Below are 24377 nucleotides of genomic sequence, written 5' to 3' on the forward strand. Positions count from 1 at the left end.
AGAACGTGGATTTTCCAAGAAGTGTGCCCAGCGTAGGCCTGGTAGATGGCAAGTTTGTTGATGAAGATCCGACAGCGGGAACACCCGGGTCGCTCATCCCCTCGGCTTGGGGCAACGCAATCACGATCGAAGTGCTGAGTGTGATTCAGGCGGCAGGGTTAGGCCCAAGCGAAGCCGACCTGACCCAGTTGTTACAGGCCATTCGTAAAATTGGGCAGGTGGGATCTGGTAACAGTGGAACAGATACTGGATCTGCAAACATTTACACGGTGGCGTACACGCCGGTGATCACCGCGCTGAACGATGGGGCGGTGCTCCGATTCAAGGCCAAGACGGCGAATACAGGCGCTAGTACCTTCAGTCCGAACGGAATGCTGGCAAAGCCTCTGGTTGGGCTGGGCCTTGCTGCATTGCAAGGGGGAGAAATCGTTGCCAACGGAATGTGTGCTGTTGCGTACTCGGCAACCTTGGATCAATGGGTGTTGCTCAGCAGCGCGGGCGGCTCACTTCCGGTAGCGGCTGCAACCAAAAGCTCTCATGCAATGCAGCTGGGGCAAGCCGTTGGCCGGCTCTTGCGTCGATCAATCTACCGCAATAATGCCGGAACTTTGCAGGTGTCTGTTGACGGAGGGCCATTCGTTAACGCGAGTTCTACATACTCAGCGTTAAACCCGAACGGTCGGTGCAGGGCGATTCTGCAAGGCGGTGGCGGTCCGGGTGGTATGGCGGCGAGTACGGCGACTGGGCACGTCAGTGCGGGTAGCGGTGGGGCGGCGGGTGGCTGGTGCGAAAAGATGTTCCTCGGCGGATTCGATGGGCTGGCAATCACTGTGGGGGCGGGTGGCGTTTCACCTAGTATGCCCGGTGGTTCGACGTCCTTTGGGCCAAGCCTGTCAGCATCTGGGGGAGGCGTTGGCGGGGTTGGTTCGTCAGGCCCTGCCAGTTCAAACTTTTTAGGCGGGGTTGCCGGCGGCATTGGGATCGGTGGAGACATCAATGGGCGTGGCGGTGCCGGGACTGGCGCTTTTTATGGATCAACCATTCTGGGTGGTTACGGTGGTGCCTCTTTATTTGGGATGGGGGCATACATTGTTGGTGGAGCACCGTCGACGGGAACCGTTGGCAATGATGCGGAAAGCCCTGGCTCAGGAGGGTCGGGCGCAGCAAACGGTTCTGCCGTGCCAGCAAACATTCTTGGTGGTCGAGGTGCAGGCGGATTGCTGATCCTAGAGGAATATTCGCGATGAAGACGTATGCATATGTGAACGGCGGCGTTGTCTGCGAGATTATCCGGCCCTGTGCCTATGATGCGGAGGCCCCGGAATGGCAGGACGGTGAGCCAAGTAGAATTGGTCAAGAGATCCCGATTGAACTGCGCTTCGTGCCTGAGATGGTACGGGACATGGTGGATCTGACTGATATTGATCCGCAGCCAGAGTATGGCTGGACTTTCAATGGAAAGTACTTCTCTGCGCCAGTTCCCTACCAGCCGTCCCCACAAGAGATCCTGCTTGATAACACCGGGCAGCGGGACGCCTATCTATCGCAAGCGACCCTGTCCATCGCCCCACTTCAGTACGCGGTGGACTTTGGTGAGGCGACCGCCGATGAAGAAGCCCGGTTGACGGCTTGGAAAAAATACATGATCGCAGTAAATCGTGTTGATCTGACCGCTCCCAGTCCGACCTGGCCACCGGCCCCGTGAACAGCAGCAGTCCAAAACGTACCGCCTTCATTGGCGGTTTTTTTTGTCTGGAGAAAAGTGATGACCGTATCGGAAAAAGAGCGCGATATTCTGGCGCGCACACTCTGGGGTGAGGCACGCGGCGAAGGTCCTGCCGGGCAGATCGCCGTGGCGTGGACGATCCGCAACCGTGTGTTTGATGGCAAGGAGAAGTCGTGGTGGGGCGAAGGCTATGCCGGTGTTTGCCAGAAGCCGTATCAGTTCAGTTGCTGGAACAAAACCGATCCTAACTATCAGTTCCTGATCGGTGTGAAAGAGATTTCGTTTCGCGAGCTGGCTCAGGCACGAATTGCTGCTGACCAGGTGATCGACGGCAAGGTCACTGATCCCACTGGCGGCGCCACGCACTACTACGCCACCAGCATTAAGGCGCCGGCCTGGTCGGCGCAGGCGAAGCAGACGCTAAAGTTGGGTGGACACGTCTTCTTTCGAGATGTGCCGTGATGGTCGTTCCGTGGAAAGCCTTGGGATTGCTGGCGTTGATTCTCGCTGGCTTCGGCAGTGCCTGGCAGTTTCAGGATTGGCGTTACGGGCAGCAGTTGGCCGAGCAGGCCCGTCTGAATGCCGAAACGCTCAATCAATTGACCCAGGCTGCGGCAACCGCGCAACAGGCTGAACAGGACAAGCGCCTGGCCCTTGAGCAGCGGATGGCGGCCAGTGAGAAAACCCACTTCGAGAAAATGACCGATGCACAAAAAGACCAGGCTCTGCTGCGCGATCGCCTTGCCACTGCTGATGTCCGGCTGTCAGTCCTCCTCGACGCAGCCGACGTTGCCAAAGACTGCGGTATGCCAACCGCCGCCGGCGCCGGCGGCGTGGATCATGCAGCCGTACGCGTCCGACTTGACCCAGCGCATGCTCAAAGAATTATCGCCATCACCGACACCGGTGATCGGGGACTGATAGCTTTGGCTGCTTGTCAGGCTTACGTAAAAGCGATTTTTCAAACCTATTGATCTTTTTGAGTAGACATCTGATTCTAATTTAAAGCTATATTGGAACAAAAAAGCAGTGAGAGGTGAGTGTGAAAGTATTCGATATCATTAAGCCAGGAAGCAGCATGGACCTTCAGGTTCTTTCTGAAAGCGGACGAGCAAGAGTTGAGGCGTTGGTATCTGCTATCACTCGTGCATTTGAAACTGCTGCTGTCGCCTTAGAAATGTTCAAAACGGCTTCGGCTGAGAGCATGTTAAATGATAAAGCTCATGAGGAATTTCAACACCGAAGAGCTCGTTCTCAAGAGCTACGTAAAGAAGTCGAAGCAAGGTCAATAGGTGATGAATTAGACTTGGATAGTAGGCATAAACAAGATAACGAAGTTGCGCGCCTCTTCTTGATCGAGCAGTGGAAGAAAGGGGCGGTACCAAGTTCACTGCGCCTGCGGAAAGTCGCGATATCTTCGCGGGCCTTTATTTTTGCATTGGATGAGTTTGAAAAGTGTCTGAAAAAACTGGTCGAAAATGAGCTCCCTAATTGGGCAGGATTGAAAGAAGTTTATAATGAAATGCTTGCGGAATTTCCTACTGTTTACGATGTGCGAAATACTGCTCACCACATCGAAGATCGAATACTTGGGGAAAAGACTGGCGGTAAGCCCATAGTGCTGCCAATAAAAGTGGAAACATCTTTGTTTATATCGGAATCTGCTGGGATCTTTATAGAAAATATTGACGGCACAAGATACATGACACTGTTGGCGAATGGGCAGCAAGGTTGTATTGATATATCCGATGAAAGCATGGATAAGCTAGGGGTAATATTAAAAAATCTTTATGCTTGCTTCACATGGAAGGGACGGGAAACTTTGCTCGTTTATTAATTCGCTCCGCGTGTGAACGCAGCTTCTATCGTTGGTTTTGTCACAAAACCTACTCCAGCGCAGGTTTGGCAATCATCACGCACGCCGAAGCTATCGAGGCAGGAAGGGCAAATACAGAAGGCGGCTAATTCGATGTGGGGCCGCAACTGTCCAAAAGCGCGCAGATGCCGCTCCTCTTTCGCTACCTGCGCTGCGTCTATCAGAGCGCGGTAAGTGTCAGAATCGTAGAGAGGGTGATGGGTGAGTCCAGCGATCATTCGCGCTGTCTCAATCAACTGGTAACGGCGCCCATTCATCTCCAGCACCAGACCGATGATCCTTCCGATCTCCCTGGAGAGGCCAAGCGTCAACCGTGCCCCGTCCTGATCTGCGTAGACCTTGCCGTCATAGGCGAAGGAAGCACCTCTAGGTTCGTTATCTACGAAGTTGAAAATAGACCGGCTGATTGTGCCCAGCAGTTTTCCATTGCCGATTTGCACGACGTCATAAGTTGAAGCACCGCGGTAATGTTCGGGCGTGTTTTGCAGCTCCTCGGCGGCGTGCCAATAGGCAGCATCAGCCATTTCGTTCATATCGAATTGCTCAAGGTGATCGATCAATCCCTCGTCGAGTAGTGCCGACGTCATCTCGTAGAGCGTTGCCCTGTGCCCTTCGGGATTCTGCATGCGGAAATTTCGGTCGTCGAGAGTTGCGCGCCATCGCTGTAGCCGGAGTACTTTAGCTTGGTCAAAGTTCATGGGAACAGATTCACTGTACAATATCTGTATGTACATACAGTAATCTAAGCGTGGCGAACGGGCGAGCGTGATGCGACGAACAGCAGGATTCCGTTCCGCAACGTAAAATCGGGCCTTTGTAAAACAAGGGATGCAGCATGTTAAAAATCAGTAGCTTGCGGAACGTAAATAGTGCTAACCTATTGAAATACGTAGCTTTATAGATGGATTGCAAATCCACCTACGCCGGTTCGATTCCGACCTCGGCCTCCACTATAAACAAGCTCCGTAGATCCATGATTTACGGAGCTTTTTTATTTGCAGTGCGCAGCAAGATTTAGTCTTGAAAACGGCCATTGCGAACTTGCTTCACCGGGAAGTGATGTATATATTTCCCGCTCTGCTGCTTGCATGTGCACTCTGTCAGGATTGCCACTGCGAAGTAGGAGAGAGCAACACCGCGCTACCGCCCGAATGGCGAAACTGGTAGACGCATGGGACTTAAAATCCCCCGCTCGTAAGGGCGTGCCGGTTCGATTCCGGCTTCGGGCACCATGAATATCAAGGGCTTGCATGACATACCTCATGCAAGCCCTTAGTTCTTTTTTCCGCAATCAAAAAATCTTTTCCGCAATTCGTGACCGTTAGTCACCTCGTAGGGGTGACCTTCATACCCTTTCGCATACGGATGTACTGTTCTGTCATCCCTACGGTGGTGTGTCCAAGTTGGTCCCGAGCTTCTCTGATGCTCCCTGTTGACTCCTCTTTATCCGTGGCCGCTTTTGCTCGTAGGTCGCGCATCTGAAATTCTGCTTTTGGAATCCCGGCTGCTTCCCTGGCGTCATCGAACCGTTTTCTGAGCATGCTGGTTGTCATCGGCTGCCCAGAGTCGATTACTACGAGACGTGTTGATCTGATTTTCTGTCCAGCCTTTCGTGCCATGATTCGATCGATTACGACTTTGAGCTCACCAATGATCTCGATCCTTCGTTTAGCCCCAGTCTTGCCTTGCTGAACGGAGAGCTTTCCTTCTTTTATGTCTCGCTCAACCATCTTCAACGTGTCTGCGACCCTCTGATCTGTTAGATAGAGGAGGTCTAAAGCGTCTCTCAAGGGCTGATCATCATGCTCAAGGATGGAGCACGGGGGTGGGCCTTACTGCGCCGCCTCGCACTTCGCTCCGGTGTCTGTATCGTGTGCGGCGTGTCAGCGATGATGTTGCTGTTCGGCGCGGGCCTGTCGATTTGGACAGCGGGCGCCTTGGGTTGCCTGACCGCGATGGCCGGCGCGGATGTCGCAATCGGCTTGTACGAACGCTGGGTCGCCAAGCGGCTGGACCTGAGCGAAGCCGAGCCGAAGGCATGAGCCGGGCTGGCCGGGTAGGGCGCCGCTTTTTACGGGTCCTCCCCGAGGCCTGCCCCCTACACGGGTTATCGAACTCGCGGAATCTTTCTAGCTGAAACCTTTGCAGGGATGTCCGTCTTTCCAAGGGAGTGGGGGCAGGGCATGGCACTCGGATGCCGGCTCGACAGCCGGACCGGGCAGAAAACCGCCGGGGACCCTGGGGACTTTCAAAGGGCACGGGGTCGGAAACCCGCGGGATCGCGTTAGTGGGAGACCCGCCAGCTTACTGAAATTTCAATCCACTGAAATCTTGAAAGGATTCATTGAAAAGCCGCTGAAAAGGAGGGCTTATGACCGCAGTCACGTACCTGTCCAAGAGCGCCTGCGCCGCGCACATCGGCCGGTCACCGAGTTATATCTCCTGGCTCAAGGAGAACGGTCGACTGGTGCTGTCGCCCAATGGCAAGCAAGTCGACGTGCTGGTCACCGAAGCATTGATCCGCGAAACCGCCGACCCGAGCAAGGCTGCCGTCGCTGCTCGCCACCAACAGGATCGGCTTCAGCGTGATGTATACAGGCGCGTCGCAGCCAAATCCGAGTCGACTAACATGGCTGCGCCGCCATCCGCTGATCCTGCGCAAGGACAGACTCCTGACTTTCAGAAAGCAAGAGTGCATCGCGAGCATTACCTGGCGCGGATGGCGGAGATGGAGTTCCGTAAGGCACAAGGCGAACTGGTGGAAATCAGCTTTGTGCAGAAAGCCGCTTTTGAAACAGCACGTTCGCTCAATCACTCGTTGATGAGCCTCTCGCCGCAGTTGGCGCCACAACTCGCCGCGCTATCGGACCCGTGGGAAGTGGAACGACAGCTGACTGCTGCGCTACGTCAACGGCTCAACGAGGCGGCTCAAGTGTCCTGCGACGATTTTGGCGTCCTATTGAGCGAGTGCTGAGGGTATCCCTAGCTTAGGTTTAGTTATGGTTTGTGGAAAGGAGTGCTTCTGATGTTTGGCCAACTTGAAATGCAGTCATGACCTGGCACCATCAAAATTTCAGCCGTTGATGTGTTGGGGCGGCCTTTTTTAAAAGTGCGCAACTTCTTGCGCACTTGTTTCGCATATTGGGCTCGATAAATCGCTACAGCCCAAGTAGATTGTGGTCTCCAGCCAAGTGCGCAACTTCTTGCACACCACTGCGCAACTTCTTGCGCACTTTCTCCTTATTTTTTGCGGAGTTATCCCAGAATCCGCGAGGAAAGCGCTCGCAAGCCACGGTTTATAAGGGTATGAAAAAGTTGGCATGCTAATTGATGGCCATTGGCCGCCTCTTGGGTGATATCACCTATGGGCGCACCCAATGATTCAGCAAGGAGCACACCCCATGGCAACACCAGCGTACATGTCGGTTACCGGCGAAAAACAAGGCCTGATCACTGCCGGCGCCTTCACCGCCGACTCCGTTGGCAACACCTATCAGGAAGGTCACGAAGACCAGGTTATGGTTCAGGCTTTCACCCACGACGTGATCATCCCGCGTGACCCACAATCCGGTCAGCCAACCGGTCAGCGCGTGCACAAGCCAGTGGTGATCACCAAGGTCTACGACAAGGCTTCGCCTCTGCTGCAAGCCGCTCTGACCTCCGGCGAGCGCATGAGCGAAATCGTTATCCAGTGGTACCGTACTTCTGCTCAAGGCACCCAAGAGCACTACTACACCACCAAACTGGAAGACGCGATCATCGTCGCCATCAACAACAAAATGCACAACTGCCAGGATCCAGGCAACGCGCACTTCACCCACCTGGAAGAAGTGCAGTTCACCTACCGCAAAATCACCTGGACCCACGAAGTATCCGGTACTTCGGGTTCCGATGACTGGCGTGCTCCAGTCGTTTAATTACGGCTGATGGTTGTACCGCCCCGGCCGGCATCGCTGGTCGGGGCGCACTCACTTCTAAAGAATTTTTTGCCAATAGCCCCTTGAGGGCTGTTGCGCGTCGCAGCACTGCGCGAGGGACAAGGGAATGTTCTCACCGGCCAACCAGCCTCATTTCAATCTGACCGTCGATGGCATCGACAGCGACTTCCAGGTGCTGTCGTTCACCGGTCGTGAAGCCCTCAACACGCCGTTCGAATTCGAGCTGGAACTGGTCAGCGAAAAGGCCTCGATCAACCTCGAAAGCGTGCTGCACAAACTGGCGTTTCTGCAGCTGTCGCCGAGCGGCACCGGCATCCACGGGTTGGTCTACAGCATCGCCCAGGGCGAGGCGGGCAAGCGCCTGACCCGCTACAAGATCTCCCTGCGCCCGCAACTGGCGTACCTTGCGCATCGGGTCAACCAGCGCATCTTCCAGCAGATGACCGTGCAGCAGATCATCAGCAAAGTCCTGGAAGAACACGGCATCCTCGCCAGCGATTACCACTTCCAGCTCAGCGCGATTTACCCCGAGCGCATTTACTGCGTGCAGTACGACGAATCGGACCTGGATTTCATCCAGCGCCTGTGCGAAGAAGAGGGGATTCACTACCACTTCCAGCACACCGCCAGCGGCCACAAACTGACCTTCGGCGATGACCAGACGGTGTTCCCGAAACTGGCGCCCGTGGCCTATCAGCAGGACTCCGGACTGGTCGCCGACAAACCGGTGGTCAAGCGCTTCGGCCTGCGCCTGGCCACCCGCACCAGTCGCACCACGCGGCGTGATTACGACTTCGTCAAACCGAAGATCGAGCTGGAAAGTGATGCCAAAAGCAGCGCCCAACCGGACCTCGAAGACTACGATTACCCCGGCCGTTTCGTTGACCGCGAGCGTGGCAAACACTTGGCCAACCGCGCGCTGGAACGCCATCGCAGCGACTATCGTCTGGCCGAGGGCAACAGCGATCAGCCGATCCTCGTCACTGGGCATTTTCTGGCCCTGACCGACCACGCCAACCCGACGTGGAATGACTTGTGGCTGCTCACCGAAATTCTGCACGAAGGTAAACAACCGCAGGTGCTGGAGGAGTCGGTCACCAGCGACACCACCGACAACAAAGACGATTTCCACCAGGGCTACCGCAACCGCTTTAGCGCGATTCCTTGGGACGTGCCGTACCGTCCGCCGCTCGATCACCCGAAACCGAAAGTCCTCGGCACCCAAAGTGCCGTGGTCTGCGGCCCTGAAGGCGAAGAGATCTACTGCGACCAGTATGGCCGGGTGAAGGTGCAGTTCTTCTGGGACCGCGAAGGCAAGCACGACGACATGACCAGTTGCTGGATGCGCGTTGCATCGAGCTGGGCAGCGGAAACCTTTGGTTCGATCAATATTCCACGGGTCGGCATGGAGGTGTTGATCACCTTCCTCGAAGGCGATCCCGATCAGCCGCTGATCACCGGTTGCCTGTACCACGGCGCGAACCTGCCGCCGTACAAGCTCCCGGATTTCAAAACCCTGGCCACGGTCAAGAGCAAGGAATACAAGGGCAGCCGCGCCAACGAACTGCGCATCGACGACACCACCAGCGAGATCAGCATCGCGCTGCGCAGTGATCATGGTGCGAGTGCGATCAACCTCGGCTACCTGACCCATCCGCGTCCTTCAGGTGGGCAGCCACGAGGAGAGGGTTTTGAGTTAAGAACCGATCGCCACGGTGCGGTGCGTGCCGGTGCCGGTCTGCTCATCACCACCGAGCCGCGCCCGAACGAATCCAAGCACCACAAGGATCTGCCGGAAACCGCCGAACGTCTCGCGACGGCCAGCGATCAGCAGGATGGTTTCGCCGTTCAGGCCAAAGAGCTTCAAGCCCAAGAGGCCGGTGATCAGGACGACGTCGCCAAAGCGTTGCACGCCCAGCATCAAGGCGTGCTCGGCAGTGGTCCGGCGAACATGACCGCCAATGAGTTCCCGGAATTCACCGAGCCGCATCTGGTGCTCGCCAGCCCAGCGGGCATCGCCCTGACTACGCCGCGCTCCAGCCACATCGCCACCGGCGAACACCTGGCGTTGAGCAGCACCGGGCACACCAGCCTGTCGATCGGCAAACGCCTGCTGGCCAGTGCCAGTCGCGGCATGCGCCTGTTCGTGCAAAGCATGGGATGGCGTCTGGTCGCAGCGTCCGGCGACATCGACGTCCGCGCACTGAAGGACAGCATCAACCTGCTGGCCAAACTCAACATCACCGCCAATGCCGACCGCATCACCATCACCGCGAAAACCGAACTGGTGATCCAGGGCGGCGGCAGCGCCACGACCTACAACGCCGGCGGCATCACCCACGCCACCAGCGGCCCGTACACCGCGCACGCGGCGAACTTCGCCTACACCGGGGCGAAAAGTCTCGCCGGGGTGTTCCCGGAACCACCGAAACCGGGCAAAGGCGCGCTGGAACTGTTCAACCAGTACGCCGGGCGTCAGGGCATCAAGGAAGGCGATTACGAAGTCATTGATGCCTTGGGCAAAAGCATCAAGGGCAAGCTCGACGCCAAAGGTTTTGCCAGTGTCGCCGGCGCCGCGCCGGGGCCGGCGCGGGTGCTGTTCGGCAAGGACCCGGCGGACACCTGGAGCGATGGCAGTTACATCGGCAAGCCGGAGTGGCCATTGAATCCGCCGGGGGCCGAGGATGTGCCGAGTCAGGTGCAAGCCATGGTCGCGCAGGTCTTGCCTAGCAAGAGTTGGGACATGTTGGAGAAGGGCAAGGACATGGCGCAAACAGGGATGAGTGCGATGCAGACGGCGCAAGGTGCGATGCAAGCGGCGCAGCAAGTGAAAGGTGGGGTGGCCAGATTGCCGAAACTGGCGAGTGCCGCCATGCCGAGTGCGTCGGGGATCCTCGGCGCAGCAAGCAAGGGCGGACAGCTACCGACGCTTCCCGCGCCAACGCTTCCAAAACCTTCCTTGAAAACCCCGGGCCTGTTGGCGGGTGAGATGTTGTCATGACCACTGAAATCGTAAAACGTGAACCTCAGGTTGCTATCGTTCCCCTGAATGCCATCGACATTCAGGACGTTGCCAGCGGTGCGGCAACGTTCGATGCCTGGCTTCAATCCGCCAGTGGTGGGGTGGTCACTCTCGACCGGATCAAGAACGTCGCCGGCGCCTTACCCGTGGTGGGCAACATCATGGCGCTGGTCGATGCGCTGGGTGACATCGTCACCCTGTCGAACGCCAAGCAGCGCGACTTGCTCGCGTGGGCCAGCCTTGGCATCAACCTGATCGGCGTATTGCCTTTACCACCGGCAATGGCAGCGGCGCGCATGACACTGCGCCCGACACTGTTTCTGGTGCGTCAGGAGATGAGGGCCAGCAGCAAGTTGTTGCTCAGCACTTCCGTGATCGAGGTGCTGGTTGGTCACCTGAACGCCTCGATTATCGGCACACTGGATGATTTTGTTGAACAGGCCAAAGGCAAGTTGCCCGGTATTTTGGCGGACGCTGGCAAGCTCGGAGAAGAAGTCGTTAACGAAATTGCCAAAGGCATCGAAGCGGTGGCGTTTGGCAATCTGGATGCCAAAGGTGATCTGAATGCAGCCAGCATCCAGGCAAGCGCTGCGGCCGACCAATTCAAGAATGATCCGCTGGCGTCTTTCAGCAATATTTTTGGGGCTGCCAACAGTGCGCTGAAGTCAGCAGGCAAAGGCCTGGCCAACAGCGTGGCGCAAAATCTCGTTCCTGATGACCTCAAAAAAAACGTTTCCGCCGAAACCAAAAAACTGCGGGCGATGGGCCCGGAACTACGCACCCAATTGAGCAAGCTGGACGACGAGTCCGTTCAGAACTCCATCGGTTGGTTGCTGCTGATCCTTTCCAGCGCCGTGACGTTGTGGCGCAAGCGCAATGCCCATGGCCAGAACGCCGCCGTCCACCCGGAGAAGATCGGACAGGCGAAGCGTACGGCATCTGAGGGACAGTTGGCCGCCCACGGCCAACAGGCACCGGCGAAAGGCGCGCCCAATCCAAAGAAAGGCCCCTGTGAATGCGCCACGCCATACAGCATCAATTTTGCCATAGGCTCTGAAAGCCTCAGCCATACCGATTTCAGCCTGCCCGGCCCCTTCCCGATCGAATGGACACGCACCTACAACTCACGCCTCGGCGCCTTCGATCAGAGCGAACTCGGCGCTCGCTGGATCAGCGAATTCACCACGCGCTTCGACTGCGTGGACGATGGCCTGACGTTCTGCGACGCTGACGGCCGCGACCACAGCTACCCGCTGCCAAAGGTCGGTCTGTTCCACTACGACGCCATTGAAAACATCACCCTGGTTCGCAGTGGCGAAGACCAGTTGCTGTTGTGCCGTGGCTTCGAACGCAAGGAAACCTACGTCCGCCGTGGCCAGCGCTTTGTGCTGAGCAATATCTCGCTGCGCAACGGCGCCGGGGTCATGCTGCATTACGAGCATCGTCACGGCGAACACTCGCTGCTCTCCGACCTGATCACCTACCAGGAAAACGACATCAGCAAGGTGCACCTGCACCTCGGCACGATGATCGACGATCACGGCCGGTTTATCGGCCTCTGGCAGATCGTTGACGGCGAGCCGTTGCGACAACTTTGTGCGTACCAATACGACGCCTATGGCGACCTGGTTCAGGCGCAGGACGAGAACGGCGCAGTCTGGTCGTATCAGTTCCAGCATCATCTGATCACCCGCTACACCGACCGCACCGGGCGCGGCATGAACCTGCAGTGGGACGGTTCAAGCGCCAAGGCCAAAGCCATCCGCGAATGGGCGGACGACGGCAGCTTCGACACGCGCCTGGAGTGGGACGAAAACATCCGTCTGACCTACGTCACCGACGCGCTCGGCAACGAGACCTGGCACTACTACGACATCCTTGGCTACACCTATCGCATTCGCTACGCGGACGAGCGTTCGGAATGGTTCTTCCGCGACGAGGCCAAGAACATCGTGCGCCGCGTCAACGCCGACGGCAGCACCGATCGCTACAGCTACGATGAACGCAGCAACCTGCTCGAACACATCCGCGCCGATCACACGGTGATGCACTACGCGTACGACGACCAGGACCTGCTGATCAAGATCAGCGACGCCGAGGGCGGTCAGTGGCAACGCGCCTATGACGACCAAGGCAATCTGGTTGAAGCGCTGGATCCGCTGGGCAACAAAACCGAATACGCCTACAACAAATCCGGCCAGCCCACCGCGATCAAGGACGCCAACGGCAACGAAAAGACCCTGGACTACAACGATGCCGGGCAGATGGTCGAGTACGTCGACTGCTCGGGCAAGACCAGCGCCTGGGAATACAACGAACTGGGGCAGATGATCTGCTTCACTGACGCCGCCGGTAACGCCACCGAATACGAATACAAGGCTGGCCAACTGGTGCTGATCAAGCACCCGGACAAGACCGAAGAGCGCTTTGAACGCGACGCCGAAGGCCGGTTATTGGCGTATGCCGACGGTCTCGATCGCTGCACCACGTGGAGCTACAGCGCTGCCGGTTTGATCACCGAGCGTGTCGACGCCGCCGAGCAAACCCTGCGCTACCGCTGGGACCGTCTCGGACGGCTGACGGCCCTGGAAAACGAAAACGAACAACGCGCGCACTTTCACTACGATCCGGTCGGACGCCTGCTGGAAGAACGCGGTTTCGACGGACGCAGCACGCGCTATCAGTACGACCCACTCACCGGCCGCCTCGCCCAGTCGATCAATGGCCAACGCGTCATCTCGTTGAGCTTCGACCCGATGGGCCGTGTAACTGAACGGCGCGCGACCTTTGGCGATCAGTCGCAAAGCGAAACCTTTGCCTACGATGGCAACGGCAACCTGGTGCTGGCTGACAATGCCGACAGCCGCCTGCAATGGTTCCACGACCAAGCCGGCAATCTGCTGCGCGAACACCAGCACTACCTCGGCCTGGAAAAACCCACCGTCGCGATCTGGCAGCACGAGTACGACGTGCTCAACCAACGAGTCGCCACCGTGCGCCCCGACGGCCACCGTGTCAGTTGGCTGACGTACGGCAGTGGCCACCTGCTCGGCCTGCGCCTCGATGAACACGAACTGATCGGCTACGAACGCGACGATCTGCACCGCGAAATCGCCCGCCATCAAGGCAATCACCTGCTGCAAACTCAAAGCTGGGACCCGGCCGGTCGCTTGCAGGAACAACTGCTGGGGCGCAGCGATGACAAAAGCACTCTGCTCAAGCGCGAATACAAATATGACGCTGCCGGCCAACTGACTGACATCAACGACAGTCGTCGCGGCCCGCTCGCCTATCGTTACGATCCCGTGGGTCGACTGCTCAGCGCGGTGACGCGTCAAGGCGTGGAAACGTTTGCCTTCGACCCGGCCGGTAACCTGCTGGATGACAAGACTGCCGAAATCCGTCGTCCACTGGATCTGACGCCACCACGTAGCAAACTGGTCGACAATCTGTTGCGCGAATACGCCGGCACTCACTACGACTACGACGAACGCGGTAATCAGATCCAGCGCTGGCACAACGGCCAACGCGGTGATCTGCGTTGGGACCTTTTTGATCGACTGGTGCATTTCGAAGACCCGCGCCTGAGCGTGGATTTCGCTTACGACGCACTGGGACGCCGCCTGCACAAAAACTCCCGCGCCCACTGCAAACAGCGCCCGGAAGCCGGTTCCCTCTGGAACAGAAATGAACACGCGCGCAAACAACGCGAACTCGGCTGCGGCTTCACTTTGTACGGCTGGGATGGCGACAACCTTGCGTGGGAAAGCAGCCCGGCGCAGAGCGATGGCGAACCGGGGCGCACAGTGCACTACGTCTTCGAACCGGGCACTTTTGTCCCTGTGGCGCAGGCTGTACGGCATGCGCCAATCGAGCTGATCGGTTTGCCGGGTTACAGCGGTGAATACAGCCTTGATGAAGATCCAGTGTGGAATCACAAGGCAACGGCATTACCGTTTGATGCGTTGGCCTGGTACCAATGTGATCACCTGGGCACGCCGCAGGAGCTGACGGACTCGCAAGGCAACCTTGCCTGGACCGCGCAGTACAAGGCGTGGGGACAGGTGACGGAACAGCGCTCGGAGTGGGCGCGTCAGCATGGCGTGATGAACCCGATACGGTTCCAAGGGCAGTATCACGATCATGAGACAGGGCTGCATTACAATCGACACAGGTACTATGACCCAAGTGTTGGCCGTTTCATTAGCAAAGACCCGATCGGTTACATGGGAGGGCTAAATCTTTATGCATATGCACCAAATCCGACAGGCTGGGTCGATAGCCTTGGTTTGAGTGCAACATGCCCATGTGAATGTAATAAAGTACTTGAAGCTGAAGGTGTAGTGACAGGTCGCCATGGCGACCTTCGAAAAATAGGGGGGCTCCAAGACTCCCACCACATCTATCAGGATGCGTCGATGAATGGAATTTCAGGTTATAAATACAATGATGCGCCAGCGATAAGCCTTCAAGGAAGAAACCCAGACGGAACCACACGAGGAACTCCGCACTATAATGCTAATCGAGCCCAAGATAAGGCATCAACTGCCGGCCTGCTAGGAAGTGAGACTGTCGTAGCCTTCAAGTCGCTACGTGCTGCGGGACTGAGTCCGAAGGCAGCGAAGTGCGCGACACTCCAGGCTCGTGGCTACTTCACCGGTATTAAAGCCAACGCGGGTACCAGCACCGCAACACCTTCCAAGAGACGGAGTCGATAAATGAGTACACCCACCAATCACGAAGCTTATGCCAAGACCCAATTGCTCGTAGAGGCCATCGATCGACGTGACACGTCTACACTTGAGCAAGATTTTGGAATATCCAGCGCGGTTGCTGATGAGATTTATGAGTGTATTGATGATTATTTCGCTAAAGGCACCAAGATATCCATCGCGCCTGAAGAAAAGGCTTTTGATTCAAGCAAGCAAGGCCGGCCTTACATTGATGTATATGAAACTAATGAAAAAACGCTCGGGTTAGAATGTGTTCTTTTTGCTGATGGTGCACCCGGTGAAGCGATCCTTCACCTCGAGATTTCCGGAGTTAATGGGGGGCTGGGGGTTTATTACAAGTACATTGGTTCCTAATGGCTCGCAGAAATACTAAAGTTATCGCGGTCATTGAATGCAATTGATTACTAAGACACCGGTTTAGGAGAGTTGCTCTATGAAAGACGTTATCCGACTGGGCGACTCCACAACTCACGGTGGCAAAGTTCTTGAAGCATTCTCCCAAACCGACCTCAACGGCAAACCTATAGCTGGGGTGGGTCACAAGGTGAGTTGCCCTCTGTGTAAAGGGATTTTTCCAATCGCCGAGGGCAGCAGCACCTATACAGTCGATGGCACGCCAATCGCCTTGCACGGCATGAAAATCGTTTGTGGGGCCGCATTGATTGCTAGTGGTCCTATAGGGGCGGTTGTCGGCTGAGTCTTGTGGGTGTGAACTATCCATTTTGAATCGCACTGATTTCGAAGTCTCTGATCGGCCGCATTTAGCCGATACTTCAATCAAGGCTGCTTACGACCCAGAGTGTGTAAAAACGCTTTGCCAAAACTGAAGTATGGGCATCTACGTTAAATCTGATATTTAACGGTACGTCAGAAGATGTGGATTTCGCGTAGAAGCGAGAATTTAGTTCGGTTTTGAGTACCTGTCGCGCTCAAAAACAATTTTATACAGCTTCGGTCATTTGCAGGGGTTCCTCAGGGACAGCTATTGGCCAGAAGCTGACGTTCGCAACCGACCGCTAACGGCAAGCAGTCGTTCTGGAATGGCAGGAAACGGCCCAGAGTGTGTAAAAACGCTCAAGGCTTCATCGTCTTGGATCATTGACGTTCGTGGCTGAACGATCGCATGGCAAATGCTGCGTATTGCATCAGTCGCGACCTGGAACACGTCAACGCTGTTTTTACAGTCTCTGGGATGGGCCAAAATCAGCTTTTTATGCCGACAGCGCCTTCATTAAACCGTGAGCACCGATGATTTTCATGACCCGTTTCATGTTGTAGGCGAGCACATTTAAACTCATCTCCGCGCCCACCCCGGCCAGCTTTCGCGTCAGGAAGTGCGTCGCACCCATCCATTGTTTGAGCGTCCCGAAGGGATGCTCGACCGTACGCTTGCGGACTCGCATCATGTCCGGCGCGTTGCTCAGTCTGTTCTGCATTTCCTCCAGTATGGCTTCATGCTCCCAGCGTCGAACTCGTCGTTCCGTGCTCGGTGTGCACTGCGCTTTCAGCGCGCAGCCCCTGCATTTCGAACTCCAGTAACGTTGCAGCGTCAGGCCTTTTTCAACGTTGGTATAGCGCCAGATCAGTGCTTCTCCCGCCGGGCAAATGTATTCGTTTTTTGCCGCGTCGTAGATGAAAGCATCGTTATTGAAACGCCCGTCCGCTTTGGCTCCAGAGGTCATCGGCTTGGGCACATAGGCGGTGATCCCGGCATCGTGACAACCCAGGATCTCTTCGCTTTTGAAGTAACCTCGATCAGCCACTACCGACAGCGTTTCTGACGCCATAGCCTCGCGGGCCTGCTTGGCCATCGAGCTGAGTTGATCGCGATCGGAACCGACGTTGGTAACCTCATGTGCAACGATCAAATGGTGCTGCGTATCGACCGCTGTCTGCACGTTATAGCCAACAATTCCCGTGCCGCGCGTCATCATTGATCGGCTGTCTGGATCGGTCAGTGAGACCTGTTTATCCGGTGATTCATTGAGCTGAATTTCGATCGCCTGAAGCTCTTTCATTTGAATTTTGAGCTTGGCGATTTTCTCTTCCAGCCGCACGGCGCTGGGCTCGGTAGCTGTTGGTTCTTGCCGATCAGCAGCATCGAGTGCCGTCAGGTAACGGTTGATGCTCGATTCAATTTCTTCCATTCGCCGCTTCAGTTTGGCGCTGGTGAAATTGCGGTCGCGATTGTTGACGGCTTTAAATTTGCTGCCATCAATGGCGACCAGATGTTCTCCGAACAGTCCCAACTGCTGACACAACACGACGAACTGGCGGCAGACGCCTCGGATGGCTTTGCTGTTGTCTTTTCGGAAGTTGGCGATGGTCTTGAAGTCCGGCATCAAACGCCCGGTCAACCACATCAGTTCGACGTTGCGTTGGGCTTCTCGCTCCAGGCGTCGGCTCGACTGGATGCGGTTGAGATAACCGTAGATGTAGATCTTCAACAAGACCGAGGGATGGTAAGCAGGTCGGCCAGTGTCGGCTGGAATGGCACCGTCAAAACCCAGTTTGACCAGGTCGAGTTCGTCGACGAAGACGTCGACTACGCGCACCGGATTGGTATCGCTGACGTAGTCGTCGAGGCTCTCGGGAAGTAAGGTGCCTTGGCCTCGATGTTCACCTTGGATAAAGCGCTTCATGGGCGATCCCTGCGATGAAATCCTCAGAAATCATAGCAAGTGTTCGCGAAGGCGTTTTTACACACTCTGGGCCAGAAGCGGTCAGTCATGACCGGCTGTTATCAACCCATAGCTGCCGATGGCGGTCAGACATGAGTCGCCCAAGAGCGTGGGAGTATCGCGGACCTGATATAGCAAGCCCAATAGCACTGAGCTTATGATGGTGCATCAATTTTCAGGGACGACCAAATGTATAGCGCGTACAAACCCATGCGGAATTTTGCCGCCAAATTGAATCGTATCGAGTCCCTCATAAAAATCTGGAGTTTTTTCGGAAACATCGAGCATGACAAACCCTTACCTTTGCAGTTCGCTCGAATGAATAAGCTCGGTAAGGCCTCCCTAAAGGACATAGTGCATCCTTGGGAGCTAGATATTCTAACGCGTGAGATTATTCTGCACGCCGACGGTAGTAACTCGAAGGACCTCTACAATACAGGCCACTTGGCAGCGGCCATCAATATAATTCGGCGAATATCAGATAGTCAGAACAGTGCAGATCTTCAAAGAACAATTTACCAAGAGTTACAGCGCGGCTACCAGCAACAAGTGCTATGGCGTACTAATATGCACCTGATGCTTGCTCGTCATTTGAAAATTTACAACACGCCGGATCTCGCGGCTGTTCTTATGAAAGGCACTACTCTTTCTATAAAGCAGTTTTATCTACTAGGGGTGTCGATATCCGGTCACTTCCTCACTAAGTATGCGTACAACCTAAAGCAGGATTACACAGAGTTTGGAATAAGCGATGAGCAGCGTGATGTTTTTCTAGAAAAGGTGGTGCTTAACTTTGAGGACCTAAAGGCTCGGACACTCAGCACGCAGGAGTACAATGAAAACTGGTCCTACACTATTAATCCCCTTATAAGCACTCCGCTGATTGTCATCGATCAAGCTTCTCCTAATACCGTAATTTGCCCCATTCCTTTTTACTTGATGTATAGGTTTTCGGAGGGGCTCTTTTTTGATATCGCTAAAATCCAAGGTTACGAGCAAGCGTACGGCGATGCTTTTGAGGATTACGTATATGACGTCAGCAACATTTTGAATGCGGGATGTAAATCTGGATTTTCAGTCAATATCGCCAAGCCTGAGCCGTACAACATCGGGAAAAACGTAAAGCATGGGATTGATTTACTCGTTTATGACACGACTGGAGCAATTCTCGTCGAGTGCAAGTCCAAACGACTAAGCCTCAAAGCTCGCTACCAATTGGACAGTCAAGCCTTGTATCGCGAGATAGATGTTTTGGCTCGATATGTCGTTCAAAATTACAAGAACCTCGAGGACATTACCAATGGATACACAGGGTGGCAACCTGGGAACCGATCTCTGTTTCCCGTGGTCGTGACTCTTGTCAGTTGGAACCTTTTTGGGCCAAAAGCCTATGAAAGGCTCGAAGAGTCCGTGCTCAGTCTGTTAAACAAGGCCAAAATTTCTCGCGACATTGTGGACTTGTATCCATACACCATCATGTCGGTAGAGGAATACGAAACAGCCTTTCAAGTAATCACACAGGTAGGGGTAAAAGAGTTCTTTAGCAAAAGGGCGAGCGAAAACCAGAAGGGATGGATGGTGATGCCATTCATCCAAACGAACTTCCCCAAAGAGTTAGAAGCCTGTCGCAACGATTATTTGAATTTTGTATTAGGCGACCTGGTAGAGGAAATTCGTGCGGGTGTCTAGGCACTGGCGAATAGGGAGGTCAAGAAAGAAAAGTCGCTGCCATTCTGACTGGCTGAATCGCCCCTGGTTTAAAAAAATAATGTTGAGCGACTGCTTCTGGCCGAGGCTGTGTAAAAACGTTTTTCAGCGCGACAGGTACTCAAGCCCGGACTGAGAATCGCGCTTCTACGTAAAATCCGCACCTGCTGACGTGCCGATAAATTTCAGATTCGACGTAAACGCGCACACTCCAATTTTGGCGAAGCGTTTTTACACACTCTGGGCCGAAAGCAGCCTATTGCTCCACTGCAAGCATTTCCGTTGCATCAAATCTGTCAGTTGAAATTGAAGGGAGAAGGGCGATTTGAAGGTAGGGTCGCGGAAATAACCGAAGAGATGCGGAAACGATCCAGAGACGAAGTAGGAAAATTCCGGAATGCCAGAAACAACAAGGCCCTGAATAATCAGGGCTTTGTCGTACTTAAGATGGCGGAGGCGATGGGATTCGAACTCATGGACCTGTTACAGTCGACGGTTTTCAAGTCCGACTAAAGCAGTAATTTCAATGGGTTGTTACCTGAGGTATTCCGCTTTGATTGTGCGCAAGCGTCCCTCAGAACGGCCGCTAACGGCCAACTCAGCCTCTTCGACTTCGGATACGCGTAAACACGTTTTCACGGCCTCAATATCCCAAAGCAACTCATCAGGATGCGTTGCGGGATGCTGTTGGCCGGCTGCATATGAGCGTGCGCTCACATTTCGACAACATCGGTTGTGCAGGCGTTGCAGTTCACGGAATTCATGTTCCTGCACAGCCATCACGCCGTTAAGCCGGCCTACTGAAACTCCGTCGCGATCCCGGACAACGGTTTCGTTGAGTATCGTGTACTCGATACCGATTTCGATCTTCACGCGAAGATCACTGTATGCATTACGGATCGCATACCGCCCAGTGTCTCCGGGAGGGGTGTTGAAGGTTGCTGCAATCTGCTGTTGTTCACGACGGTGTTGCGCGATGCGCTCGCGGTGCCGGCGGATGTCATACGGCAAACCGGCATCGACGTAGCCAAGGCCTTCCGCCCGGTAGCTGATCGACCACACGTCAGGTGCAAGACCCGCATCGTGGCAGAGCGTAAACAGTTCACCGGAGAATGGGTCGTCGAAACGATTCCGGAAGTGGATCCCGACTGGTGAAGCTCAGCGAAGAAGTGGCAAGCGCTCACATACGCTGCTCTGCTTCGCTCAATACTTGGTCGGGGCAAGCTGGCAGTCCAACAGCTGAATTCCCAGGCGAACTGCCCCGGCCTCACCGGCTGAGCTGACTCCAGCTTCAACGTGCCTAAGCTCCAGTCTAATGAGCTCCTCGTTCATGCATCCAGCCAGAGCCTCACTGATGTAAGTCCGAGTCAGTTGACAGCCAGTACGCTAATCGGCCGTGTCTGACTAGCAGTGAGCGTGTTGAGTGAGTAATGGATGTTTGCATCAAGCATAGGGATTCCTTGTCGCTATAGCGGCTGACTTTGAAGGGAAGGTGATAGCTGGTTGTGAAGGCATCGACTATGATCGAAGCATTTTTAGTTATTGCGTGAGGGATGTATGCGTAATGGGCTTGCTTGGATTGGTACGATATTTACCGCAATTTATTTAGTTGGATTTATTTGGTTTATTTTTGATCGGCTACCTCAGCTTCAAACCATGGAACTGAATAGTGTGGGGGATTTTTTTGCGGGAGCCTTTGGACCTATAGCCTTCTTCTGGCTGATATTGGGCTTCATGCAGCAAGGGGCGGAGTTACGTCTCAGCGCTGATGCTTTGAAGATGCAGGCTGAGGAGTTACGGGCATCTGTGATGCAGCAGACCGAAATGGTGAAAGCTCAAAACTCTAGTCTTTTGCATCAAGAGCGACTTCTGGAGCCGCTGCTCGAAATATCATTTGAGGGAAATACTACCCATTTTGACGAGGGGGAGGCGCTTTCAATCGATTCATTTTCTATCGTGAATCGAGGGAATTACTGTGAGCACGTGTTCGCGATGGTATTAGTCAAAGGAGAGGAGGTTGTAACTTTCCGTTTGCTGCCCTTCAATAAAGATTCAAAGCAAACTCTCGATGTGGTGGATACGATTAATATTAATGAGGATTCTGAAATTCAAATTCATTATAAAAAAACAAGCGGAAAAGAAGGGGTGCAACGATTTACTTTGTTTAAGTATGAATCTCGGGATGGTGTAGGTGTGCAAGTTATTAAGCAACCATTGCCAGGTGAAAGTTTTCCTAAAGTCGGATGTTAGGTTCTTTTGGGGGGGCTGTGTAAAAACAAGTGTACCGACGCGGTCACGTACGGCCCTCATGTCTGTCTCGTCATAGCCCCGGATGTTGCTTTTTTTGGATCGCTTAGGCATGACATATCGTGGGACGAGTTTTTTACCGTGCAGATGTAGCCTGGAATTCCCTTACCAAATCTTTCAGCGATGTTGATTTGGCTAACTCCGCGCCACCGACGCCCAACACGTTGTCATGTATGAAGGTAACCACCCCGCTGTGGTTATCGATGAGCCGGACATTTCCCCACTTGTCGACCTCCATGCAGGTTAAGCGATTCACGGCCTGACTCGAGAAGAGCAGGCGGCCATGATCAACGATGATCCGGATCACTTGTTTTACGTACTCGAGGCGTTGATTCTTCGGAGCGAATTTGTTGTCTGTGGACATTGGGCGTCCTATGCCGGTGCATGCGGCGGTGGGAGGGAAGGATCAGCTACAGTTGTGCGATCAGCAAAAGGAGAAAGTGATGACTTGCGCTATTTGTAGGGCGGAAACAGAACCAAGGCTCCCGATGGGCCTTGCTCTTAGGTATTCGTGTTCCGACTGCGGTGACTACCGAATCTCAACAACTCTTGATGCCATGATCGGTGAGAAGGTTTTTGATATTGAACGCACTCGTGTAGTGCTCAGATTTCGGCGGCGCAAAGCGCCCACCGATGAGCCAATGCTCGATTCTGATGATCAGGATTTGCTCAACGATCCAGACTGACCTGCTACAGTATTCGACGGCCTATCCAGCGAACGACGGTGACGGCCTTACTGTTGACGATCGCTTTGTAGTGCGGGTCGTCGGGGCTTTTAGCTGGCCGGCGCGAACACAGTCAACTGCATCTGCAAGATCCACGTACTTGATGATGAGGGGCCGGGCGGGTCAGTGAGACCTTCGCGCATACCGGCCACGCTGAACGCCTGACATGGCGTGCAGCCGACGAGGATGTCCGGTGCGGCGATCTTGCCCGTCAGCACCTGGGCGCCAAGTTTGGTCATGTCGTCGAGGTTAGGCGTGTTCGGGTAGTGGTGAACCAGCACTGCGCTGGCAAAGGCTTCGAACTCGGCGAACCAGGTCGCCCGCATGCCGAGTGGGTTCCATGCAAGCGTTGCCGCCTGGATGCTGGAGCAGATCGAGGCGTAAGTAAAGTCCATTGGGATACCTGTATTTAAGAAAAGCAGCGATAATCGCCGCTTTTACTTCGGGCGAGTGCAGGGATGAGCGGCGAAAAAAACGAAATAATGGGGCCTGACTTTGGAGCCTTACCTGGCCCTACTCAGACCAAGATTGCGGAAGGACATGTAAAGTCCGCTGTGAGCGATTTGCGAGGCTGGAAGGGGATTTATGAACTCTGTGTCGAGCTGAGAAACTTTGAAATTTCCCAGTTGGTACAACGCAATAACTTTTTTATGATTTTTCAAGGGGTTCTTCTTGCAGGAGTGTGCCAGTCGGCAGGCCAGATCCCGATTGTAAGCTTTATGATATGTCTTGCGGGTCTAGCTGTTTCAGTTCTTCAAGCTGGTATGGCGGCAGGAGCAAAGTATTGGCAGGTCCACTGGGAGCTTAATACCCAAAAGTCTGAACAGGTAATGATGAAGGTTTGGACGGTACATGATCGCTTGCAACAAAAAATTGATGACAATAATGTTGAAATTGAAAGCCATCTCTACTCTCAGCTTGAATCAAGGAAGCTTCTAATCCATCTGTTTCAAGAGGATTACAATAGAGAGGCCATACAGGAGAGCATTCAAGGAGGGCGAGTTAAGAGGCGATTTGTGAACTGGCTTATAATGAGGCGCTTTTCGGCAAGTCGAATACCAATTTACGTTGGGATTTGCTTGTCGCTGGTTTGGTTTGTCCTTTTGATTTGCACGATTAGGATTCCGGGCGTTGACTGGGATGTGGCTAGTTGGATTACAGGTTTTCACTCAAAATAACAAGAGCGTCTGAAGCTCAGGCTGCTGCTTGGGCTTCTTGCCTTGTGGGCCCTTATCAAAGCCAACCTTTGGCGCTTTGGCCTTCGGATTAATAGTTGGATTTCCGTCGGCGTCTACAAACGCGACACTTACCGGGCTTAGGGGCCAACTCGATGAACTTCACGGCATACTGGGGAGCATCGAGCAACGGGCTGAGTTGCTTCACCTTCGTACCGGTCATAATCTGGTCTGTGCGCACACCGATCTTATGCATCCACTCATCAACGGTCAGCTCTATAGTGTCGCCGTTTCGCTTTGGGTCAGGCCGACTGGTTTTGACTGTCTTCTTGGTCTCGACCATGGCGACGTCGCGGGCCATACCAGACACTGTAAATGTGCTCATGGCTTTCTCCAAGGTGAGCGCCTAACTCATCGGCTAGCGTGATTTGTAGAAGTGGGGTATTTATCTACAATCTCACACCGGCAGGAGGTGGATGCACTAGCG

The 24377-nt window shown here is 54.6% G+C and carries 19 protein-coding genes, 1 tRNA gene and 3 pseudogenes; 16 read left to right on the forward strand and 7 right to left on the reverse strand.

What is annotated here, in order from left to right; all coding sequences use genetic code 11:
- Positions 1–5 precede the first annotated feature (5 nt).
- From ACXX9E_RS18600 to ACXX9E_RS18620, 5 genes are all read left to right on the forward strand, one after another.
- Positions 6–1247 (forward strand): hypothetical protein, encoded by a 1242-nt coding sequence (locus tag ACXX9E_RS18600; RefSeq protein WP_458555907.1) that lies wholly within the window; start codon positions 6–8, stop codon positions 1245–1247.
- Positions 1244–1705, forward strand: a complete 462-nt coding sequence (locus ACXX9E_RS18605) for a tail fiber assembly protein (protein WP_458555908.1) — start codon at positions 1244–1246, stop codon at positions 1703–1705. Before ACXX9E_RS18600 ends, ACXX9E_RS18605 begins: the two co-directional genes overlap by 4 nt.
- 60 nt (positions 1706–1765) lie before the next feature.
- The gene (locus tag ACXX9E_RS18610) at positions 1766–2188 is read left to right on the forward strand and encodes a cell wall hydrolase (protein WP_458555909.1); all 423 of its coding nucleotides are present in this window, start codon (positions 1766–1768) and stop codon (positions 2186–2188) included.
- A complete protein-coding gene (locus tag ACXX9E_RS18615) occupies positions 2188–2700 on the forward strand; it encodes a lysis system spanin subunit (protein ID WP_458555910.1) in 513 nt (170 codons plus the stop codon). Before ACXX9E_RS18610 ends, ACXX9E_RS18615 begins: the two co-directional genes overlap by 1 nt.
- A gap of 104 nt (positions 2701–2804) precedes the next feature.
- Positions 2805–3563, forward strand: coding sequence for a hypothetical protein (locus ACXX9E_RS18620; RefSeq protein ID WP_458555911.1), 759 nt, complete (start codon positions 2805–2807; stop codon positions 3561–3563).
- Here the strand turns inward: ACXX9E_RS18620 and ACXX9E_RS18625 are convergent.
- Positions 3560–4300: a hypothetical protein gene (locus tag ACXX9E_RS18625; RefSeq protein WP_458555912.1), complete on the reverse strand. Its 741-nt coding sequence runs from the start codon at positions 4298–4300 to the stop codon at positions 3560–3562. The genes ACXX9E_RS18620 and ACXX9E_RS18625 overlap by 4 nt on opposite strands.
- Positions 4301–4747: 447 nt before the next feature.
- On the opposite strand from ACXX9E_RS18625, the gene ACXX9E_RS18630 reads away from it, so the two are divergent.
- Positions 4748–4834: transfer RNA gene (locus tag ACXX9E_RS18630), tRNA-Leu, on the forward strand.
- Between the two features lie 93 nt (positions 4835–4927).
- Here the strand turns inward: ACXX9E_RS18630 and ACXX9E_RS18635 are convergent.
- A pseudogene (locus ACXX9E_RS18635) lies at positions 4928–5407 on the reverse strand (tyrosine-type recombinase/integrase); the annotation flags it as partial.
- A 3-nt stretch (positions 5408–5410) separates the two neighbouring features.
- On the opposite strand from ACXX9E_RS18635, the pseudogene ACXX9E_RS18640 reads away from it, so the two are divergent.
- The 7 genes and pseudogenes from ACXX9E_RS18640 to ACXX9E_RS18670 form a co-directional block, all read left to right on the forward strand.
- Positions 5411–5644 (forward strand): annotated as a pseudogene (locus tag ACXX9E_RS18640) (phage holin family protein); the annotation flags it as partial.
- Positions 5645–5973: 329 nt separating this feature from the next.
- Positions 5974–6576 carry a terminase small subunit gene (locus tag ACXX9E_RS18645; protein ID WP_458555913.1) on the forward strand — a complete coding sequence of 201 codons (603 nt, stop codon included), beginning with the start codon at positions 5974–5976 and terminating at the stop codon, positions 6574–6576.
- Between the two features lie 427 nt (positions 6577–7003).
- Positions 7004–7519, forward strand: a complete 516-nt coding sequence (locus tag ACXX9E_RS18650; RefSeq protein ID WP_007949952.1) for an Hcp family type VI secretion system effector — start codon at positions 7004–7006, stop codon at positions 7517–7519.
- Positions 7520–7646: 127 nt separating this feature from the next.
- Complete coding sequence (locus tag ACXX9E_RS18655) at positions 7647–10541, forward strand: type VI secretion system Vgr family protein (protein ID WP_458555914.1); 2895 nt, start codon at positions 7647–7649, stop codon at positions 10539–10541.
- Positions 10538–15280: an RHS repeat-associated core domain-containing protein gene (locus ACXX9E_RS18660; protein WP_458555915.1), complete on the forward strand. Its 4743-nt coding sequence runs from the start codon at positions 10538–10540 to the stop codon at positions 15278–15280. The genes ACXX9E_RS18655 and ACXX9E_RS18660 overlap by 4 nt, the downstream gene beginning before the upstream one ends.
- Positions 15281–15649, forward strand: coding sequence for a hypothetical protein (locus ACXX9E_RS18665; protein WP_222833023.1), 369 nt, complete (start codon positions 15281–15283; stop codon positions 15647–15649).
- 79 nt (positions 15650–15728) lie between these two features.
- The gene (locus ACXX9E_RS18670; RefSeq protein WP_222833022.1) at positions 15729–15992 is read left to right on the forward strand and encodes a PAAR domain-containing protein; all 264 of its coding nucleotides are present in this window, start codon (positions 15729–15731) and stop codon (positions 15990–15992) included.
- Between the two features lie 514 nt (positions 15993–16506).
- Here ACXX9E_RS18670 and ACXX9E_RS18675 read toward each other — a convergent pair.
- Positions 16507–17937 carry an IS1182 family transposase gene (locus ACXX9E_RS18675; RefSeq protein ID WP_458555581.1) on the reverse strand — a complete coding sequence of 477 codons (1431 nt, stop codon included), beginning with the start codon at positions 17935–17937 and terminating at the stop codon, positions 16507–16509.
- 228 nt (positions 17938–18165) lie between these two features.
- Here ACXX9E_RS18675 and ACXX9E_RS18680 point away from each other — a divergent pair, with 228 nt between their 5' ends.
- Positions 18166–19665, forward strand: coding sequence for a hypothetical protein (locus ACXX9E_RS18680; protein ID WP_458555916.1), 1500 nt, complete (start codon positions 18166–18168; stop codon positions 19663–19665).
- A gap of 552 nt (positions 19666–20217) precedes the next feature.
- Here ACXX9E_RS18680 and ACXX9E_RS18685 read toward each other — a convergent pair.
- Positions 20218–20745, reverse strand: a complete 528-nt coding sequence (locus tag ACXX9E_RS18685; protein WP_458555917.1) for a hypothetical protein — start codon at positions 20743–20745, stop codon at positions 20218–20220.
- Positions 20746–21240: 495 nt separating this feature from the next.
- On the opposite strand from ACXX9E_RS18685, the gene ACXX9E_RS18690 reads away from it, so the two are divergent.
- Positions 21241–21933: a hypothetical protein gene (locus ACXX9E_RS18690; protein ID WP_458555918.1), complete on the forward strand. Its 693-nt coding sequence runs from the start codon at positions 21241–21243 to the stop codon at positions 21931–21933.
- Between the two features lie 133 nt (positions 21934–22066).
- Here the strand turns inward: ACXX9E_RS18690 and ACXX9E_RS18695 are convergent, their stop codons facing one another.
- Both ACXX9E_RS18695 and ACXX9E_RS18700 read right to left on the reverse strand, forming a co-directional pair.
- A complete protein-coding gene (locus ACXX9E_RS18695; protein ID WP_458555919.1) occupies positions 22067–22354 on the reverse strand; it encodes a hypothetical protein in 288 nt (95 codons plus the stop codon).
- 415 nt (positions 22355–22769) lie between these two features.
- Positions 22770–23110 (reverse strand): annotated as a pseudogene (locus tag ACXX9E_RS18700) (DNA cytosine methyltransferase); the annotation flags it as partial.
- Between the two features lie 63 nt (positions 23111–23173).
- Between ACXX9E_RS18700 and ACXX9E_RS18705 the strand changes: the two are divergent.
- On the forward strand, positions 23174–23893 hold the full coding sequence (locus tag ACXX9E_RS18705; protein ID WP_458555920.1) for a RipA family octameric membrane protein: 720 nt from the start codon (positions 23174–23176) through the stop codon (positions 23891–23893).
- A gap of 88 nt (positions 23894–23981) precedes the next feature.
- Here the strand turns inward: ACXX9E_RS18705 and ACXX9E_RS18710 are convergent, their stop codons facing one another.
- Positions 23982–24275, reverse strand: a complete 294-nt coding sequence (locus ACXX9E_RS18710) for a hypothetical protein (protein WP_458555921.1) — start codon at positions 24273–24275, stop codon at positions 23982–23984.
- Positions 24276–24377: the final 102 nt, after the last annotated feature.

Source organism: Pseudomonas sp. GNP014 (assembly GCF_054344005.1).

Excerpts from the sequence above, each read along its gene's own strand:
- ACXX9E_RS18605 (WP_458555908.1), top strand. The coding sequence starts at position 1,244 with ATGAAGACGTATGCATATGTGAACGGCGGCGTTGTCTGCGAGATTATC.
- ACXX9E_RS18610 (WP_458555909.1), top strand. The coding sequence starts at position 1,766 with ATGACCGTATCGGAAAAAGAGCGCGATATTCTGGCGCGCACACTCTGG.
- ACXX9E_RS18615 (WP_458555910.1), top strand. The coding sequence starts at position 2,188 with ATGGTCGTTCCGTGGAAAGCCTTGGGATTGCTGGCGTTGATTCTCGCT.
- ACXX9E_RS18620 (WP_458555911.1), top strand. The coding sequence starts at position 2,805 with ATGGACCTTCAGGTTCTTTCTGAAAGCGGACGAGCAAGAGTTGAGGCG.
- ACXX9E_RS18625 (WP_458555912.1), bottom strand. The coding sequence starts at position 4,300 with ATGAACTTTGACCAAGCTAAAGTACTCCGGCTACAGCGATGGCGCGCA.
- ACXX9E_RS18645 (WP_458555913.1), top strand. The coding sequence starts at position 5,974 with ATGACCGCAGTCACGTACCTGTCCAAGAGCGCCTGCGCCGCGCACATC.
- ACXX9E_RS18650 (WP_007949952.1), top strand. The coding sequence starts at position 7,004 with ATGGCAACACCAGCGTACATGTCGGTTACCGGCGAAAAACAAGGCCTG.
- ACXX9E_RS18655 (WP_458555914.1), top strand. The coding sequence starts at position 7,647 with ATGTTCTCACCGGCCAACCAGCCTCATTTCAATCTGACCGTCGATGGC.
- ACXX9E_RS18660 (WP_458555915.1), top strand. The coding sequence starts at position 10,538 with ATGACCACTGAAATCGTAAAACGTGAACCTCAGGTTGCTATCGTTCCC.
- ACXX9E_RS18665 (WP_222833023.1), top strand. The coding sequence starts at position 15,281 with ATGAGTACACCCACCAATCACGAAGCTTATGCCAAGACCCAATTGCTC.
- ACXX9E_RS18670 (WP_222833022.1), top strand. The coding sequence starts at position 15,729 with ATGAAAGACGTTATCCGACTGGGCGACTCCACAACTCACGGTGGCAAA.
- ACXX9E_RS18675 (WP_458555581.1), bottom strand. The coding sequence starts at position 17,937 with ATGAAGCGCTTTATCCAAGGTGAACATCGAGGCCAAGGCACCTTACTT.
- ACXX9E_RS18680 (WP_458555916.1), top strand. The coding sequence starts at position 18,166 with ATGTATAGCGCGTACAAACCCATGCGGAATTTTGCCGCCAAATTGAAT.
- ACXX9E_RS18690 (WP_458555918.1), top strand. The coding sequence starts at position 21,241 with ATGCGTAATGGGCTTGCTTGGATTGGTACGATATTTACCGCAATTTAT.
- ACXX9E_RS18695 (WP_458555919.1), bottom strand. The coding sequence starts at position 22,354 with ATGTCCACAGACAACAAATTCGCTCCGAAGAATCAACGCCTCGAGTAC.
- ACXX9E_RS18705 (WP_458555920.1), top strand. The coding sequence starts at position 23,174 with ATGAGCGGCGAAAAAAACGAAATAATGGGGCCTGACTTTGGAGCCTTA.
- ACXX9E_RS18710 (WP_458555921.1), bottom strand. The coding sequence starts at position 24,275 with ATGAGCACATTTACAGTGTCTGGTATGGCCCGCGACGTCGCCATGGTC.